The sequence below is a fragment of the Actinoplanes sp. NPDC049802 genome, from assembly GCF_040656595.1.
Classification (GTDB): domain Bacteria; phylum Actinomycetota; class Actinomycetes; order Mycobacteriales; family Micromonosporaceae; genus Actinoplanes.
This window is the reverse complement of record NZ_JBFAMR010000003.1, coordinates 1-15883: the sequence shown is the minus strand read 5'-3', so window position 1 is coordinate 15883 and position 15883 is coordinate 1. Positions and strand designations below refer to the sequence as shown.

Annotated in this window: 17 protein-coding genes; 10 read left to right on the top strand and 7 right to left on the bottom strand. The window is 69.7% G+C overall.

The window, feature by feature from the left end; genetic code table 11:
• Positions 1 to 100 precede the first annotated feature (100 nt).
• Together AB0I88_RS02725 and AB0I88_RS02720 are read right to left on the bottom strand one after the other, a co-directional pair.
• On the bottom strand, positions 101 to 442 hold the full coding sequence (locus tag AB0I88_RS02725; protein WP_361017568.1) for a hypothetical protein: 342 nt from the start codon (positions 440 to 442) through the stop codon (positions 101 to 103).
• A 238-nt stretch (positions 443 to 680) separates the two neighbouring features.
• Positions 681 to 1904 (bottom strand): GNAT family N-acetyltransferase, encoded by a 1224-nt coding sequence (locus AB0I88_RS02720; protein ID WP_361017566.1) that lies wholly within the window; start codon positions 1902 to 1904, stop codon positions 681 to 683.
• A gap of 101 nt (positions 1905 to 2005) precedes the next feature.
• On the opposite strand from AB0I88_RS02720, the gene AB0I88_RS02715 reads away from it, so the two are divergent.
• Complete coding sequence (locus tag AB0I88_RS02715) at positions 2006 to 2641, top strand: DNA-directed RNA polymerase II (RefSeq protein ID WP_361017564.1); 636 nt, start codon at positions 2006 to 2008, stop codon at positions 2639 to 2641.
• Here AB0I88_RS02715 and AB0I88_RS02710 read toward each other — a convergent pair whose 3' ends face one another.
• Positions 2642 to 3439, bottom strand: a complete 798-nt coding sequence (locus AB0I88_RS02710) for an SDR family oxidoreductase (RefSeq protein WP_361017963.1) — start codon at positions 3437 to 3439, stop codon at positions 2642 to 2644.
• Between the two features lie 171 nt (positions 3440 to 3610).
• On the opposite strand from AB0I88_RS02710, the gene AB0I88_RS02705 reads away from it, so the two are divergent.
• A complete protein-coding gene (locus tag AB0I88_RS02705) occupies positions 3611 to 4492 on the top strand; it encodes a glycosyltransferase (RefSeq protein WP_361017562.1) in 882 nt (293 codons plus the stop codon).
• A gap of 118 nt (positions 4493 to 4610) precedes the next feature.
• Here the strand turns inward: AB0I88_RS02705 and AB0I88_RS02700 are convergent, their stop codons facing one another.
• Together AB0I88_RS02700 and AB0I88_RS02695 are read right to left on the bottom strand one after the other, a co-directional pair.
• Complete coding sequence (locus tag AB0I88_RS02700) at positions 4611 to 5117, bottom strand: SRPBCC domain-containing protein (protein ID WP_361017560.1); 507 nt, start codon at positions 5115 to 5117, stop codon at positions 4611 to 4613.
• On the bottom strand, positions 5114 to 5431 hold the full coding sequence (locus tag AB0I88_RS02695; RefSeq protein WP_361017559.1) for a metalloregulator ArsR/SmtB family transcription factor: 318 nt from the start codon (positions 5429 to 5431) through the stop codon (positions 5114 to 5116). The genes AB0I88_RS02700 and AB0I88_RS02695 overlap by 4 nt, the downstream gene beginning before the upstream one ends.
• A 93-nt stretch (positions 5432 to 5524) precedes the next feature.
• Here AB0I88_RS02695 and AB0I88_RS02690 point away from each other — a divergent pair, with 93 nt between their 5' ends.
• From AB0I88_RS02690 to AB0I88_RS02675, 4 genes are all read left to right on the top strand, one after another.
• Complete coding sequence (locus AB0I88_RS02690; RefSeq protein WP_361017557.1) at positions 5525 to 6490, top strand: hypothetical protein; 966 nt, start codon at positions 5525 to 5527, stop codon at positions 6488 to 6490.
• 21 nt (positions 6491 to 6511) lie between these two features.
• Entirely contained in the window at positions 6512 to 7474 is a 963-nt protein-coding gene (locus AB0I88_RS02685) for a hypothetical protein (protein WP_361017556.1), read from the top strand.
• A gap of 619 nt (positions 7475 to 8093) precedes the next feature.
• Complete coding sequence (locus AB0I88_RS02680; RefSeq protein ID WP_361017554.1) at positions 8094 to 8981, top strand: FCD domain-containing protein; 888 nt, start codon at positions 8094 to 8096, stop codon at positions 8979 to 8981.
• 286 nt (positions 8982 to 9267) lie between these two features.
• Complete coding sequence (locus AB0I88_RS02675) at positions 9268 to 11580, top strand: bifunctional diguanylate cyclase/phosphodiesterase (RefSeq protein WP_361017552.1); 2313 nt, start codon at positions 9268 to 9270, stop codon at positions 11578 to 11580.
• 604 nt (positions 11581 to 12184) lie between these two features.
• On the opposite strand, the gene AB0I88_RS02670 is transcribed toward AB0I88_RS02675, so the two are convergent.
• Positions 12185 to 12847 (bottom strand): YdcF family protein, encoded by a 663-nt coding sequence (locus AB0I88_RS02670; protein WP_361017550.1) that lies wholly within the window; start codon positions 12845 to 12847, stop codon positions 12185 to 12187.
• Positions 12848 to 12856: 9 nt separating this feature from the next.
• The gene (locus tag AB0I88_RS02665) at positions 12857 to 13621 is read right to left on the bottom strand and encodes a GntR family transcriptional regulator (protein WP_361017548.1); all 765 of its coding nucleotides are present in this window, start codon (positions 13619 to 13621) and stop codon (positions 12857 to 12859) included.
• A 432-nt stretch (positions 13622 to 14053) separates the two neighbouring features.
• On the opposite strand from AB0I88_RS02665, the gene AB0I88_RS02660 reads away from it, so the two are divergent.
• The 4 genes from AB0I88_RS02660 (at position 14054) to AB0I88_RS02645 (ending at position 15810) form a co-directional block, all read left to right on the top strand.
• Positions 14054 to 14320, top strand: coding sequence for a hypothetical protein (locus AB0I88_RS02660; RefSeq protein ID WP_361017546.1), 267 nt, complete (start codon positions 14054 to 14056; stop codon positions 14318 to 14320).
• 29 nt (positions 14321 to 14349) lie between these two features.
• Entirely contained in the window at positions 14350 to 14625 is a 276-nt protein-coding gene (locus AB0I88_RS02655) for a hypothetical protein (protein ID WP_361017544.1), read from the top strand.
• Between the two features lie 83 nt (positions 14626 to 14708).
• Positions 14709 to 15440 (top strand): GntR family transcriptional regulator, encoded by a 732-nt coding sequence (locus tag AB0I88_RS02650; RefSeq protein WP_361017543.1) that lies wholly within the window; start codon positions 14709 to 14711, stop codon positions 15438 to 15440.
• Positions 15441 to 15564: 124 nt separating this feature from the next.
• Positions 15565 to 15810: a hypothetical protein gene (locus tag AB0I88_RS02645; protein WP_361017541.1), complete on the top strand. Its 246-nt coding sequence runs from the start codon at positions 15565 to 15567 to the stop codon at positions 15808 to 15810.
• Positions 15811 to 15883 lie beyond the last annotated feature (73 nt).

Sequence of the window (15883 nt, the reverse complement as noted above, 5' to 3'; positions counted from 1 at the left end):
TTGTCTCCCGTGTGTCGAGGCCGCTCTGACGGCCGGCTGAAGCTTTCGGCACGACGCCTTTCCCTCTGCCGGGACAGCGCGGCTGGTCGGCCGTGCCACCTCACCGGCGCGGCAGCTCCTCACGGGGCAGCCAGTTGCGCCGGACGATCGGCAGGCTCTTGTCCGCCTCGGCCAGATCCTCGTCGGTGGGCCGGGACGCGTCCCGCGCCCGCAGCGCGGCACCCACGCTCACCTGCGACGACCCGGAACCGACCAGACCACGCAAGCCACGATCGGCCTCCCGGTCGTCGCCGCCCGGCCCGGATCCGGGCCGGCGCGGCGGGCCGCCACGGGACGGCCGCTGCCCGGGCCGCTCGCCGCTCTCGGCGGTCGGGCGCGGGCCGTCGCCGTCCGGTGTCACCACGGCGGGCGGCGGGCCCGGCACCGGCGGGGGTGCGGGCACCGGCGAAGCGGACGCCGGGGGAGCGGGCACCGGAGGCGGCGCCGGCACCGGGATCGCCGGAGCGGCCCCGGACGGTCCCGGAACCGGCCTGGGCACCGCCGGTGGGACGGGGCCGTCCGCGGGCGTGTCGGTGTCCGCCCCGGCGGATGCCGAGGAGGGGCGCACGCGGCGGCGACGGCGTTCGGGCTGGCCCATGACGCCGACGGTACCGCCGCGGAAGCCGGCACGGCACACCCGCTCAGAAGACCTCGGTGGAACTCGGCCGGCGGTGCCACCCGAACGCGACCGTCGGATCGTTCCCGGTCAGCAACCGGGCCCGGCCGGACGCCACCAGCGCCGAGAGCGGGGTCCCGCCCAGATAGACGGTGCCCAGGTCGGTCACCGAGCAGACCACGTCGGCCGGGCCGGTGGCCGGAACGCACACCGCGCCGTCCGGACCGCCGGTGAGCCGCCAGCGCCCGGAGTTCCGCTCCAGGATCGGGTCGGTGACCTCGAGAACCACGTCGACCGCGGTGGCGTACCGGCGGGCGGCCAGCGCGGCGGGCACGTCGACCAGGCGCAGCCAGAGGGCGTCGAGCAGGGCGGGGCCGAGGCGGCGTGGCTCGTCCACCAGGAAGCGCAGCGGTTCATCCACGGCGCCCAGCCGGAACGTCACGCTGCGGGACAGGTCGATGCTCAGCAGGAAACGCCAGAGCGCCTGGTACGTCTCCGGATCGGTGGCCGCCACCTCACGGACCTGTACCTCACCGTCCGGACCGTGGTTGTTCCAGCCGTCCTTGACCCGCCACAGCGCGTACCCGGTCGGGCCGTCCGGGCCGTCGTGGACCACCGCGTAACGCTTGGTGGCGCCGTCGCGATGGGCCTCCGGATCGCCCAGGACGTAACGCCACCACCGGTCGTCGCGGCTGGACCAGCCGACGCGCTCCGGGCGCAACTGCTCGTACACCTTGGTGATGTCGGTGAGCAGGGTGACCGGATCGGCCATCCGCAGCCGGCCGGCCGGCTCGGTCGGCGCTGCGGTGAGACGCACCTCACGGTTCATGATCGTGAACCCGAGCCGGGACGAGGCGGGGCCGTAGCCGTACCTCGGGTAGATGGAGGTCTCGCTGGCCCAGAGGACCGCGACCGGCTCCCGGCCGGCCTCGGCGATCTCGGCGAGCTGTCGTCGCATCATCCGGCTCAGCAGCCCTCGCCGGCGGTGGGTGGGGAGCACACCCACCCCGGAGACGTGCGCGGCCGGCACGACGGCTCCTGGGACCGTCAGATCACGGGTGAAGGCGTCGATGTGCCCCACCACCCGGCCCGCGTCGTCGGCGACCAGCGAGCGGTCCAGCTCGAAGATCCCCGACTCCAGTTCGCGTAACTCCTCGGGGTAGTCCTCGTGGAACGCCGTGCCGAGAAGCTCGAAGATCGCCGGAACGTCCCCCTGGACGGTGGGGCGGATTTGTATCTCTTCCTTCATGGCTTGTGTGTAACGGACTGCTGTCTGCCTCGGCGACTGATTTGTTGGCTCGCTACCCTCGAACTGTCGCCGGTCGCCGACCGCAGGCCGAAGGGGGAACCATGCCGGAGCAACCGCAGTGGTCCGAGCGGACGCTCGACATGCCGCCGCAGGACCCGTGGGCCGACCAGCCGACCGCGCAGGCCCGGCCCACCGGCACGCCATCGGGGCCCGCCCCGGGTGCGCCGGAGCCGTCCCCGGCGCCCGCCTCGTCCCCGTTCAGCCGGGGCCGCGCCCGGGTCACCCAGCGCACCCAGCAGTTCACCGGGCAGTTCACCGGCCCGGTCGGCGCCGGGCACGAGCCCACCGGCACCGGCTGGCCCGACGACCACAGTCAGCAGCGGCCGCAGCGCAGCCTGAGCTGGCACATCCACCGGCTGCGCCGGGGTGGCGAGTGGAGCAGCGCCGCGATCCTGTTCGCCTTCGTCTGCTGGGGCATCTGGGCGCTGTCCGAGGACGGCGACCTGTTCACCCCGATGATTCTTTTCGTGGTCGAGCTGTGCGTGGCCGCGGGCGTGTTCGCGCTGGCCCGCTTCGTCGGCCGCCTGGTGCTGGAGCGGCAGATGGGCCGGGTGCGGCACACCGCCCGCGGCGCGCACATGATCACCGGGATCTTCATGGTCGGCGTCGGCATCGCCTATCTGCGCCGGACCGACTGGGTGATGGATGCCGTCAACTGGGTGACCAGCACCTTCTGATCAGCTGACCGGTTTGCCGCCGGTGATCCCGAGGACCTCACCGGTGGTGTAACTGGACTCCGGGCTCGCGAAGTAGACGTAGGCCGGGGCCAGTTCGGCCGGCTGCCCGGCCCGCCCGATCGGGGTGTCGCCGCCGAAGGACTTCACCTTCTTCTCCGGCATGGTGGCCGGGATCAGCGGCGTCCAGATCGGGCCGGGCGCCACCGCGTTGACCCGGATGCCCTTCTCGGCCAGGTCCTCGGCGAGCGCCTTGGTGAAGGCCACGATGCCGCCCTTGGTGGTGGCGTAGTCGAGCAGCGCGCTCGACGACAGGTAGGCCTGGATCGACGCGGTGTTGATGATCGCCGAGCCGGGCGGCATGTACGGCACCGCGGCGCGGCACAGCCAGAACATCGCGTACAGGTTGGTCTTCATGACCCGGTCGAACTGCTCGTCGGTGATCTCGGTGATGCCGCCCGGCTGCGCCATCTGATAGGCGGCGTTGTTCACCAGGAGGTCGATCCCGCCGAACTCGGTCCGGGCCCGTTCGATGATGGCCCGGCAGTGTGCCTCGTCCCGGATGTCGCCGGGCATCCGGACCGCCTTCCGGCCGGCCTTCTCGATCCACTGCGCCGTGTCGGCGGCGTCGGACTCCTCCTCCGGCAGGTAGGAGATCAGCACGTCGGCGCCCTCCCGGGCGTACGCGATGGCCACCGCCCGGCCGATGCCGGAGTCGCCGCCGGTGATGACCGCCTTGCGCCCGGTCAGCCGCCCGGTGCCCCGGTAGCTCTCCTCACCGTGATCCGGCCGGTCCGGCATCGCCGAGGTCAGGCCGGGCGGCTGCTGGTCGCCTCCGTCGAGCTCGGGCTTCGGGTACATGTCACGCGGATCCACGTCGCCTCCTCGTCTCACGTCGTCGCCCTTCCGATTCCCCGACGACGTGCGGATAACCGGATCGTGGGTATCCCGGCCGGCATGAAAGATCCACGAGTGAGCGCCGTCGTCATCACCTGGCAGCGGCGTGCCGAGGCGCTGGCCTGTGTGAGCCGGCTGCGGGAACTGCCGGAACGGCCGCACATCGTGCTGGTCGACAACGGCTCCACCGACGGCACCGCGGACGCGGTCCGCGAACGACATCCGGACGTCGAGGTGGTCGCCCTCGGCGAGAACCTCGGGGCCGTCGGCCGCAACATCGGGGTACGCCGTACGCGAACCCCCTACGTGGCCTTCTGCGACGACGACACCTGGTGGAGCCCCGGTTCGCTGTCTCGCGCCGCCGACGTCCTCGACGCCCATCCGCGGCTGGCCCTGGTGAACGCCCGGATCATGGTGGAGCCGGCCGGGTCGGAGGATCCGATCGTCGCCGAGTTGCGGAACTCGCCGGTTCCCGCCCCGGACTGGATGCCCGGCCCCGCCCTGGGCAGCTTCCTGGCCGGCGCCTCGGTCGTCCGGCGTGACGCGTTCGAGGCGGCCGGCGGCTTCAGTGAGCGGCTCTGGCTCGGCGGCGAGGAGGAACTGCTCGCCACCGACCTGATCGCGGCCGGCTGGGAACTGTGCTACCTGGAGGACCTGATCGTGCACCACCGGGCGTCCGCGGTCCGCGACAGCGCCCACCGGCGGCGGGTGGGGCTGCGCAACACGCTCTGGTTCACCTGGCTGCGACGGCCGTTCGCCCCGGCCGTACGCCGAACGCTTTTCCTGGCCCGCACCGTCCCCCGGGACCGGACCTCGCTGCTCGGGGCCCTCGACGCGCTGCGCGGCGCCGCCTGGCTGCTCGCCGAGCGGCGGCCCCGCCCGGCCGCCGTGGAGGCCCGGCTCAGCCGGCTCGACGAGGCCCAGCGCCGCTCGACGGCCCGCCGCTACGTCGGCTGACGCCCCCGGTTCGGTGCCGTGCCCAGGAGGGCGCCGTGGTGCCGGCCGGTGGCCGAGGAGACGACGAGCGCGGCGGGCCGGCCGGCCCGTGCCACGCGGCACGGGCCGGCGCCGTGCGTCACGCGTCGGTCATCACCTTGCCGGTCTCCAGCAGGGACTTGAGGTCGCTGAGGACCCAGGCCCAGCCGCCGCCACCCTCCGCGCCGGCGTCTGGGCTCCCGGACACCATCGCGGAGTGGGCCGGCGCACCGGTCAGCTCGTGCGTGATGGTGACCCGGCACACGCCCGGACCGGAGTCCTCGATCTCGTAGGTGAGCGTGGTGAACGGCTCCGTCGCGGTGGACGGGTCCATCAGCATCCGCCACGTCTGGACCAGGCGCCGCGGCGGCTCCGCCTCCAGCACCTCGCCGTCGATGATGGTCTCGGGCAGCTCGAACCCACCGGCCGCCGCGTAGGCCCTCATCTCCTCGGTGGCCGTCGAGTAGAACCGGCCACCCTTCTTGAGCTCGTAGAACTGCGGAGCGGCATACGCGTATTTGGCGGTCCACTCGGGGTCGGTGATCGCGGTCCAGATCTTGTCGGCGGGCGCCTTGATCCAGATGCGGAAGACCTTGGTGTCGCTCATGACTCCTCCAGCGTGTTCTTGAGATCGATCAGTGCGGTCACGTGCTGTTCGGTGAACTTGTCGATCCACCGGTCGTGGATCTGCCGGATCGGGATCGGGTTGAGGAAGTGCAACTTCTCCCGCCCGGACCGGCGCACGACGACGAGACCCGCCTCTTCGAGCACCCGGAGGTGCTTGGCGACGCCGAACCGGGTCATCTCCAGCTCGGACTCCAACTCGGTGAGCGTGCGGCCGTCACGCGTGAAGAGCAGGTCGAGCAGGAACCGGCGGCTCGGGTCGGCCAGCGCCTTGAACACCCGGTCGTCGTCCGTCATGACACTAAGTTAGGTGACCTTTTGGTCACCTGTCAATCGGAACCGAGATGTCGATCTTTCGAAGCACGTCGGTGAGGCCTAAGCTCTGCGGCCGTGTGGTCATTCAAGAAGGAGCGCGCCGCCGAGGAGGAAGCGCCGGAGTTCTGCCGCTTCCTCGACGAGGATGCCGAACGCCTGCGCGAGGTGCTGCGAAAACGGGATTGGGAGAACGCCCGCGAGATTCTCGGCGCGCCCGATCCGGAGACCCGCGGTTACTACCTCTCCGTCGCGGCGAGCACCTACGGGGTCGACAGGTGGATCACCGGTGCCGAGCCCGGGGCGGCCCTGCCGCTGCTGATCCGCGGCGCCGCCCTGCTCACCGCGGCCGGGGAACTGCGCCCGGGCGGCTGGACCGGCAGGATCAGTGACGCGGCGGCGGAGCTCTGGACCCGATGGGTGGGTCAGGCCGCCGCGTGCATCGACGAGGTGACCACCCGGGAACCGGACTGGGCCGACGCCTGGGCCTGGTCGATCGCCCTGAGCCGCTTGCAGGGCCTGCCCCTTGAGGAGCACCGGCGGCGCTTCCACCGCCTGATCGAGATCGAGCCGGACCACTGGTACGGCCACGAGCAGATGCTGCTCGCCCTCACCCCGAAATGGGGCGGCAGCTCGGAGGCGATGTTCGACTTCGCCCGTACCCGTGCCGCCGCCTGCCCCGGCACCCACATCGGGGCGCTCGTCGTGCTGGCCCACCGGGAGCACAACGCGCATCTGGCCGACGTCCGCGAGCCGGACAACCCGGACCGCTCGCTCGAGCTGACGTACTACGAGCCCACCGAGGTGACGGACGACCTCTGGGACGCCTCCCAGCTCTCCTTCTGGCACGACGACTACAGGACGACGGTGCTGACCCCGATCGTCTGGAACAACTTCGCCTACGCCTTCGCCTGGGGCGACTTCCACAAGCCGGCCTGGTCGCTCTTCGAGTCGATCGGCGAGGACTGGATCACCCGGTCCCCGTGGGGCGACGTCAAGTTCTTCCTCAGGTCCCGCGACTACACCCGGGACAACCTCGAATGACGTACCCGACTCGGAGCAGCCGTGTGGCCTAAGACGAAGCGGCGTGCCGACGACGCCGACGACACCGTAGTGATCAACGATTTCCTGCACGACGAGGGCGCCCGGCGGCTCAGCACGGCCCTGCGCGGACGGGACTGGCCGACCGTACGGAAGGTCCTCACCGCCGCCGATCCGGAGCGCTTCATGTTCTACATGGAGTTCGCCGCCTCCACCCGCGGCGTGGAGGACTGGATCCCCGAGGTGATCCGCGCCGAGCCGGACTCGACCCTGCCGTTGCTGATTCGCGGCGCCCGCGCCGTCTACTGGGCGTGGGACGCCCGGGGCGGCGGCACCGCCGACACGGTCACCCCGGAGCAGTGGAAGGTCTGGTTCCAGCGCCTCAAACTGGCCGAGAACTGCCTCGACGAGGTGATCGACCGCGACCCGGGGTGTGCCGAGGCCTGGCACTACCTGATCATCCTCGGCCGGGCCCGTCAGTTGCCGATGGAGGAGCGCTGGCGCCGGTTCAACCGGCTGATCGCGATCGACCCCACCCACCTGTTCGGCCACGAGCAGATGCTCGACAACCTGATGGCCAAGTGGAGCGGCAGCGCCGAGGCGATGTTCGACTTCGCCCGCACCCGTGCCGCCGCCTGCCCCGGCACGAACGTCCCGGTGATCGTCGCGCGGGCGCACCTGGAGCATCGCCGGTCCGAGGGCGGCAACGCGTACCTCAGGCGGCCCGAGGTCTCCGGCGAGATCCTGGCCGCCGCCCACGCCTCGGTGTGGCACGACGGCTACCGGCGCTCGCTGTTGACGCCCGTACTGTGGAACCACTTCGCCTACAGCCTCAGCGTGGGCCGGCTGTTCCGGCCGGCGAACGCGCTCTTCGACGAGATCGGCGACGACTGGGTCTGCGCCGCCCCGTGGCGGTCCGTCGAACGCTTCACCGACCTGCGCGACTGGTCCCGTGAGAAGGACGACGACATCGGCCGCGACGACTGACACCGCGGGAACGCCGGGCAGACCAGGTCGGTGCGCCTCAGCTGACCCGGTCTGCTTCGCCCGGCTTCTCGACCCGTACGCCGACGCTCTTGAATTTCTGGCCGCGGCCGAGGTCGCCGGCCTGCCCCTGCCTCCCGCCGCGCCGAGATGGTCGAGCGGACCATGCTGCTGGACCAGGCGATCAGCGCCCTGCGCCGTCTGCACAAAAACACACCTTCCACACCGGACCCGACAATGACCGGCCGGCCGTTGAAAACCGCTGTGTACGGCTGGATCAGACGACGGCCGAAGACGCAGGCCGGCACCGCCTGGGCATGTCTCGTCAGTGGACCTCCCCGCTCATCCAGCGGAAGGGCTTCCCCCGAGCCAATCGCAGAGCTCGAGGTCACGGGTTTACATCACACTTCTCACGCGAGTTGAACGACTCCAAGGCCACCATGCGGTGCTCAATCGTGGGGAAGGCGTGCGTTTGGAAGCACCGAAGCCGTCCCACTTTGGAGTGCTTTTCGCCTCCGGGCACTGCCGGCCGTGCTCGAACCCGTTGTTGGATTAACTGTCCTCACCGCGGAGGGCGGTGTGCCGGCCGTCTCCCGCGAGCCGTGCCACCCGGGAGTGATCGATGCCGCCGACGAGCACCACCGTCGCGTTTCAGCTGCTGGAAAGGATCGTCGGGACGGGCCGCGCCGCGGGTGCCGCCCTCACGGACGGCTCGGTGCTGACCATCGACGCCGTCAGCGACCAGTTCGGCGTGAGCCGGCCTACCGCGACCGCGGCGATTCACAAGCTCATCGAGAAGGGGGTCCTGCGCAACCGTCAGCGCACCGGCGCGGTCGTGCAGCCGCGCGCGCACTGGCTGTACCTCGACGCCGAGTTGCTCCACTGGCTGCTCGACGCCGAGCAACTGGGCGCCGTCGAGTTGGTCCAGGAGACCCGGCGGGGCATCGAGTCGGCGGCCGCGCGTGCCGCCGCCAGCCGCATTCAGCCCCACCAGTACGACCCGATCATGACCGCTGCCCTGCGGATCTACGACCTCGGCTACCGGCAGGGCAAGAGGTTCGGGCACCACTGGCGCCAGTTCGGCGACGTCGACGCGACCTATCACGGGCTCATCCTGCGCGCGTCGGGCAACCACGTGTTCCAGGCCTTCGAGTCGGTCATCGCCCGCGTCCTGTGGGCCCGCCTGCAGAACCGCGACGACGCGGCTCCGGGCGACGCCGGACCCGACGACGCCGACCGATTCCCGAAACAGCCGAAGCCGGAAGCCATGATCCTCCACGTGGCCCAGGCCAAGTCGGTGATCCAGCGCAAACCCGACGCCGCCGAGGTGATCACTCAGGCGATCATGGCCGAGTTCGCCACTGGGCTCGACACCCCGTACATGCGGGCCGGCCTCGCCCACGCGCTGCACCACGACCTGCAGTGGAGCGCGAGCGAGCTGAAGGAGTACGGCCCACTGCTGGAGCTGTTTCCGTCCCGGCCCATGACCCCCACCGAGGAGAGGAGGTGAGAAGAACATGGCCAACGAGCCCGGACGATTCACCGTCGTCGAGCTGATCGCGTTGCTGTTCGCGGTGACGTGCGTGCTGTCGATGATGGCGAACGGAAACGGCCCCGCGTGAGCCGGCGTGCAGGCCGGTCCACGCAGAGCCGTCCCTCAGCGGCGCGGGGTCCCGGAAAACCCGGGACAGGGAGTACGGGACCCCGCGTCATCCACCCGACCACGGTACCGCGGCGCGCGGAGTCGTCCGCCCTGGGCGGCTAAGTCCCGCTCCGGATGCGCCGATACGGAGGTCGTGAGCGGTGAGGTCGCCAGGCGGTGGGCTTTCTCGTCCTGGGCCGTCCTGGGTGCCGGTGTGCCGACCGCGGTGTTCGTCGCCGTCGCCGACGCCACAACCGCCACGACGGTGTACCTCGCCGGTGTTCTCGTCACCGTCGCAGCCATGGCTGCCGGCATCGGCCGCAACGTTGCCGCCGGGCAACGGCGGCCGTGGCTGTTGATCCTGGCCGCACTCTGCGTGTCGCTGGTGGGCGAGTTGTCCCGTCTCCTGGTCCGGCTGGCCGAGCCGGCGGCGCACACCGTGCTCAGCGTGTTCCCGACCGCGATGCTGCTGCCCAGCTATCTGCTGCTCGGCGCCGGAGTCCTGGACCTGTTGCGGCGCAGCCGGGCCACCGACGACGACCCCGCCCGCGTCGACACCGTGCTCATCGCCGTCGGTTCCGCGCTGCTGGTGTGGTCGCTGTGGATCGAGCCGTGGATAGCCGGTCCCGACCCTCGCTGGCAGAGCCTGCTCGCCGCGATGATGCCGCTGATCGCGGCGCTGCTGTTCACCTGCGCCATGCCGATGCTGCTGCTGGGCCGGACCGGCGCGCCGGCGCTGTGGCTCTTCGTGACCAGCGGCGTCGCGCTCGTGGCCGCCAACATGCTGCTGGCCGTACGCGGCTGGTTCGCACCCGGTCCCGGCGGCCTCTCGTTGAACGCCGTCGGCGCCGGGATGCTGCTGGCCTTCTTCGCCATCGCCGCCTGTGTCCTGCATCCGACGGTGGTCGTCCTCGGGCAGCCGGTGCAGGCCAGATCCCGCCTGCTGCACATCGGCCGTACCGCGATGATCACGGCCACGCTGTGTGTTCCCTCGGTGCTCAGCGTGGCTGCCCCGCCACGAGGTCAGACCTTCGCTCTGGTACGGGCGACGCTCTCGCTGGCACTGATCGGCGTCGTGGTCGCGCGCGTGGTGCGGGCCAACAACTCGCGGGCCCGAGCCGAACAGGAGGCCCGCTGGCGCGCCCAGCACGACCAGCTGACCCGGCTGCCGAACCGGGAGATGCTGGCCGCCGCCCTGACCCGCTGGACCGCCCGCACCGCCGTGGAGAACCGGGTCAGTGTCCTGCTGCTGGACCTGGACCGGTTCAAGATGATCAACGACCACTGGGGTCACGAGGCCGGAGACGAGTTGCTGCGCGGAGTCGCCGCCCGGATCACCGCCGCCACCCGGGCCGAGGACCTGGTGTGCCGGGTCGGCGGTGACGAGTTCGCGGTGGCGCTGACCGCCCCGGCCGGCGAACCGATGGCCGAACGGCTTGCCGGGCGCCTGCTCGTCGTCCTGGCCGAGCCCCTGCCACTGTCGGTCGGCACGGTCGGGGTCACCGCCTCGATCGGCATCGCCCACTCCGACTCCAGCAGCGGTGTGGTGGAACTGCTGCGGGACGCGGACACCGCGATGTACCGGGCGAAGGACTCCGGCGGCAACCGTCACGCATCCTTCGACCCACGGCTGCGCGAACTGCTGCAGCGGCGGGTCACCGTCGAACACGCCTTCCGGGGCGCCCTGGACCAGGGTCAGCTCGCCGTGCACTATCAGCCGCTGGTCGACCTGAAGACCGAACGGGTCGAGGGTTTCGAGGCCCTGATGCGCTGGACCCACCCCGAACTCGGCCCGATGTCCCCGGTGGAGTTCATCCCGGTGGCCGAGGACACCGGCATGATCGTCGCGGCGGGGGCGTGGCTGCTCGAGCAGGCCGCCGCCCAGGCACGCGAGTGGCGGACCGGGCATCCGGAGCGGCCGCCGGTGCACGTGTCGGTGAATCTGGCCGTACGCCAGCTCCGAGAACCCGGTCTTGCCGGGCATGTCGGACAGATCCTGGACCGCACCGGACTGCCGGCCGAGGGTCTGTGGCTGGAGGTGACCGAGTCCAATTTCATGGAGGATCCGGACACCTGTCTGCGAACCCTGCACGACCTGGAGGCGCTGGGCATCACGCTGTGCATCGACGACTTCGGGACCGGATACTCGTCGCTCAGCTATCTGCAGCGTCTCCCGGTCGCCATCGTCAAGATCGACCGGGCGTTCGTGGCGGATGTCGGCGAGGGCGGCACGAACGAGTCGATCGTGCGGGCGGTTCTGGCCATGTCGCACGCGCTGGGGCACCGGGTGGTCGCGGAGGGGGTCGAGACCACCGTGCAGCGCGACTGGCTGCGCGCGAACGGCTGCGACTTCGGCCAGGGATGGCTCTACGGCAAGCCACTGCCGGCCGCCGAGCAGACCGCCGCATTGACGCGTCCCGCCCCCGCGGATAGCGTCCATCCCCTTTCATCAGCTGGATCCTGCTGAGCGCCGTCATGCGCCGGGAGCGAGAAGCATGGTGGTACGTGGCGTTGATCACCATCGCTGCTTTCTCTCGCGGCGGGGTGGCGGACTGGCCGCGCTCCTCGGGTGCGATGTCGACCTGGCGGCCGGGACCGTACGCGTACCCCGGAAGCTGGGCCGCGCTGAAGGCGGCCTGTCGATGTCGCTGCGGGGATCTGGGTCGTCGCTATTGCGGCAGCCGCCCGCAGGGCGCTCGCCGATCACCTGGACCGGTTCGCCTGCACGGAACGGGGCGCGGCTCTTCACCGGCGACAAAGACATGCTAGCGGGCGGTGAAGTGCCGAAGGCGTTGTCGGGCTTCCACTCGCCTCCCACACACCGGCAACAGCATCGCGGCCGGAAGTGGCGCCGGCGTGCGGGAGCCGATGCGCAGAATGGGTCAAGCAAGCCTTGCGGGTGGCCTTGATCCACCAGCACGCGACCAGCGAACGGGACCGTGAGATTGCCGGGAGCATGGGCGAGCGGAGAATCCGGAGCGACAAGGCCGGCGGCAGCTAGCGAGCGAGGCGCCGTAAGCCGACAGACGGCGCGGCCGGCACAGGCCCGGGTAGGAACTGTGGAGAGAAGGCTAGACGAGGCGACTAGTGTAGCCGGATTTGGCTAGTCGGAGAAATGATTCTCGGACGTTGTCGGGGAAATCCTGAGGGATAGCGAATCCGAAATCGGCATATTTTTCGATTCGCTGAGTGTCCCCCACTAGCATGTCAATTACCTTCTTCGGGTTACCGATTCTAGCTACATATTCGTCGAGTGAAAGCGGAAGTGAGGTGCATGTGACTTCGATCTCGGGCCAGATCTTTCTGCAAGTGGCGTAGGCGCGTCGTTGCTGGTATGGGCGGGTCATCAAGATGACGGAATACGCCTCTATTCCCTGCTCAATCAGGGCTGCCCGAGTGAATTCGATGTTCTGGCTGGTGTTTCGGGCCTGTGTCTCGACGAGGATCGCGTCAGCGGGTACGCCGTTTTCAACGGCGTACCCGCGGTAGTGGATGGCTTCGCCTCTCGGGAACGTCTCGATCGTCGTGGGGGCGTTGGCGCCGGTGAAGACCAGCCATGGGTACATCTTCTTGAAGTACAGCTCGGTCGCGATCTTTGCTACGCCCAGGTCATGGCTGCCGAGGCCGATGCCGACGTCGACGGGCCGGATCTCGTGACCCATGTTGTGGTAGTTCCACAGCCGCTCGACATCCTCGCGATGCTCGGCCGGGATGGTGGCGGAAGCTGCTGTCATCGTCTTCTCTCACTCGGGAATCTTGAACGTGTATGACCACGTGAAGCGCGAGGCCGCGTGGACACCGCGGGCGAACTCGACCGGCCTCCCGCTGCTGGTGAACGTCGTACGGTGCAGGATCATCACCGGCTCGCCGGCCGGGAGCTGGAGAAGTTCAGCTTCCTCCGGGGTCGGCATCCGAGCGCGAACCGTCTCCGTGATGCTGTCCGGCTCCAAGCCGCGTTCGGTGAGGATGCCGAAGCCGCCACCGCGTCCGGCTGGCCCTGGCGTCGGGTCGACGAGGATCGTCCCCGCCACGTCCTCGGACCGGTAGTAGCTGGTGAGCGTGTGTGTCGGGACGCCGGCTTCCTTGACCAGCCGGGCGCGTTCGTAGACGGCCTCGCCCAGCTCGATGCCGAGAGCTTCGGCGATCTCCGCATCGGCCTCGACGGTCCGAACCTCGTTGGTCTGGTCGCCCGGCTTCCATGCCCGTCCGGTGGCTTCCCGGTCGGCGGCGAACGCGACGAGTCCTGACTTCCACTTGCTCTTCGCGTAGCGATCGATACCAAGGCGCTTCATCGCGACCCGCGGCCGGACAACGGTGCCCCGCCGACGCACGGGCGTCACGAGACCTTCGGCTTCGAGGACTCGAACGGCCTGGCGGACGGTCTTGATGTTGACGCCGTGCGTCTCCGCGATCTCTTCCTGCCGGGGCAACGTGCTGCCCTCGGGGAAGTCGCCTTGGTGGATGGCTTGGCGCAGGAGTGAGGCCAGCTCCCGATACCCGATGCCCACTCTCGTTCCTCCAAGCCATGGCTCTGTCTAGAGCTACTTCTACCAGCAAGTGTGTCGGAGCGTCCGACATTAGAGCTAGCCCTATTGACGCGACGGCCAACCGTCCTGTCATATAGGGCTAGCTCTAATGCCTTCGCTTGGGGGATCCGATGCTCGGCGGCGCCGAAGTTCCGAACGTTTCTGGATCATCCTCGGTTCCGCCTGTCCGCGCCACGGTCGAGCTGGTAGCCCCCGTGCGGGCCTTCGGAAAGTGCCGAGCCTGTGCGGGTCGTGCTGGAAGTACACGACTCACCGGACCGCCCTCCGGACGCTGGCGCAGTCGTGCCGGGATGCCCGGCTGACGGCTCGCCGCTCCTGCATGGACTGCGGTGGGCGCGGCATGTCGGTGGCGACGGCCTCGTAAGCCGGCACCGGGGCGGGTGCCGGCCACGTATGCCCGCCCGCCTCGGTGTCTTTCCAATCCGCTGGGAGGACCTCGTGATCCCGCGTCCCGGTGACGTCCTGGTCGTCGACGGTCGGGCGTCGGTGCAGTTCGCCGATGGGCGACGGCTGGTGTTCCGGGTGATCTCGGTGAGCCCGAAACCGACCTATCACGGGTGGGCCTGGCTCTCGGGATACGTCCTGGACGCCGCGGGCGATGCGATCGAGCGCCGCGAAATCTTCGTCCGCAAGGAGGGGCTTCGCCGCTTCCAGCCGTGACCTGCTGGAACCGACCACGGGAGCAATCGATGGCCGTCTTCTTGACCGCTGCTGTCCTGGAACAACTCGACTACGCGCAACAACAGCTCGACCGGCACACGGCGCCGAGTGCGGAAGGCCACTGCACTGTCTGCGGCGAGGAGGATCCGTGCAGTCTGCGGCGGGTCGCGCTGCGAGTTTTCGGCCGTTACGGCGTCCTGCCTCGCCGCTGGCCGGGTGCTTCGCGACCGGAACAGGTCGGCACCCCGAGGAGCTGGTCCGGCTGGTTCGACCGTGCGCCCGAGGTCGGGGACCCGGCCGACTGACCCATCTTGTTCAGTTGTCCTTACAGGGCTTATCGTCCTGTAACAACATGCCTTGATCTATTGAGCCTGGTGGGTGGACCCCAATGGCGTACGAGATTCCGACGCCGAAGTACCTGCGCGTCCTGAACGCGCTCCGCGGCCGCATCGAGGACGGGACCTATGCTCCCGGCGCCGGCCTGCCGTCCGAGAGCCAACTGTGCTCAGAGTTCGACGTCTCCCGCCCGACAGTGCTCAAGGCGCTGGGCATCCTCAAACAGGACGGCTGGATCGAATCCCAGCAGGGCAAGGGCAGCTTCGTACGCGGGCGCCCGCCATCCGAGCGCAGCTCCCCGCAGTACGCCCGCGACGCCATCGACCTCGACGAGACGGCCGAGACGGAGATCCTGCACGTCGGCCCGGTCCTGGCCACGCCGTGGGTCTCGGCCGCGCTGGGCATCCCGGAGGGCACTCCGGTCTACGAGCGGCGGCGGCGCACGGTCTCCCCGTCCGGCCCGATCGACCTGATCGCGACGTTCGTGCCGGTGGACATCGCGGTCGGCACCGACGTGATCCGGCCGGAGCCGATCACGGGCAGTCTCCTCGCCCACATCAAGGCCAAGAAGAGCCTGCGCGCCGACTACGCGACGGAGCGCTTGACCGCCCGCCGGGTCGACGAGGGGGAGGCGGAGGCCCTGGGCGTGCCGACCGATGAGGTGGTCCTGAGTGTCGTCATCACCGCGTATCAGTCGTCCGGTGCGCCGATCCTGACGTCGCGGATCGTGATGCCGGGCAGTCGGCACGAGATCGAGGACTCGTATCCGTTGTCCCCTATGTAGTGATGTAGTGAAACATCCGCCGGTATGCGAATGGGTGCCTCGGTCGCACGAAAGTGCTAAATGGAGGCACCCGGCCGATGCCTTCGATACCGTGGGCCGCGCACACACGGGGAGGCATTGAGGCATGTCATCTGAGAGTCATCGCCGGCGAGACGTCTTGGTCAACGGACGGCGAGTCCGCGTCTTGGATCTGATTGAGGCAGGCCTGCTCGATGCCGGACAGACCCTCGTCTACCAGCAGCGCCTAGGCATTGAGCCGCATCTCGCCACGGTCACAGCGAAGGGGCGTCTGGCCCTGCCAGACGGTCGCGAGTACAACACACCCTCCGGTGCCGCGGCTGCCGCGGCTAACGACTTGGTGCGCGATTGATGCCTGATCAGGCTCGTCTGGGCGGTTCTGGTGGTAGTTGTTTACCGCTCAGCGGCGCGGTCGGACACCAGTC

What these genes read in the sequence shown, in the direction of transcription:
- AB0I88_RS02670 (WP_361017550.1), bottom strand. Translation starts at nt 12,847, where the DNA reads ATGACAGCAGCTTCCGCCACCATCCCGGCCGAGCATCGCGAGGATGTC.
- AB0I88_RS02645 (WP_361017541.1), top strand. Translation starts at nt 15,565, where the DNA reads ATGTCATCTGAGAGTCATCGCCGGCGAGACGTCTTGGTCAACGGACGG.
- AB0I88_RS02715 (WP_361017564.1), top strand. Translation starts at nt 2,006, where the DNA reads ATGCCGGAGCAACCGCAGTGGTCCGAGCGGACGCTCGACATGCCGCCG.
- AB0I88_RS02650 (WP_361017543.1), top strand. Translation starts at nt 14,709, where the DNA reads ATGGCGTACGAGATTCCGACGCCGAAGTACCTGCGCGTCCTGAACGCG.
- AB0I88_RS02660 (WP_361017546.1), top strand. Translation starts at nt 14,054, where the DNA reads ATGCCCGCCCGCCTCGGTGTCTTTCCAATCCGCTGGGAGGACCTCGTG.
- AB0I88_RS02710 (WP_361017963.1), bottom strand. Translation starts at nt 3,439, where the DNA reads ATGCCGGACCGGCCGGATCACGGTGAGGAGAGCTACCGGGGCACCGGG.
- AB0I88_RS02655 (WP_361017544.1), top strand. Translation starts at nt 14,350, where the DNA reads ATGGCCGTCTTCTTGACCGCTGCTGTCCTGGAACAACTCGACTACGCG.
- AB0I88_RS02720 (WP_361017566.1), bottom strand. Translation starts at nt 1,904, where the DNA reads ATGAAGGAAGAGATACAAATCCGCCCCACCGTCCAGGGGGACGTTCCG.
- AB0I88_RS02700 (WP_361017560.1), bottom strand. Translation starts at nt 5,117, where the DNA reads ATGAGCGACACCAAGGTCTTCCGCATCTGGATCAAGGCGCCCGCCGAC.
- AB0I88_RS02695 (WP_361017559.1), bottom strand. Translation starts at nt 5,431, where the DNA reads ATGACGGACGACGACCGGGTGTTCAAGGCGCTGGCCGACCCGAGCCGC.
- AB0I88_RS02680 (WP_361017554.1), top strand. Translation starts at nt 8,094, where the DNA reads ATGCCGCCGACGAGCACCACCGTCGCGTTTCAGCTGCTGGAAAGGATC.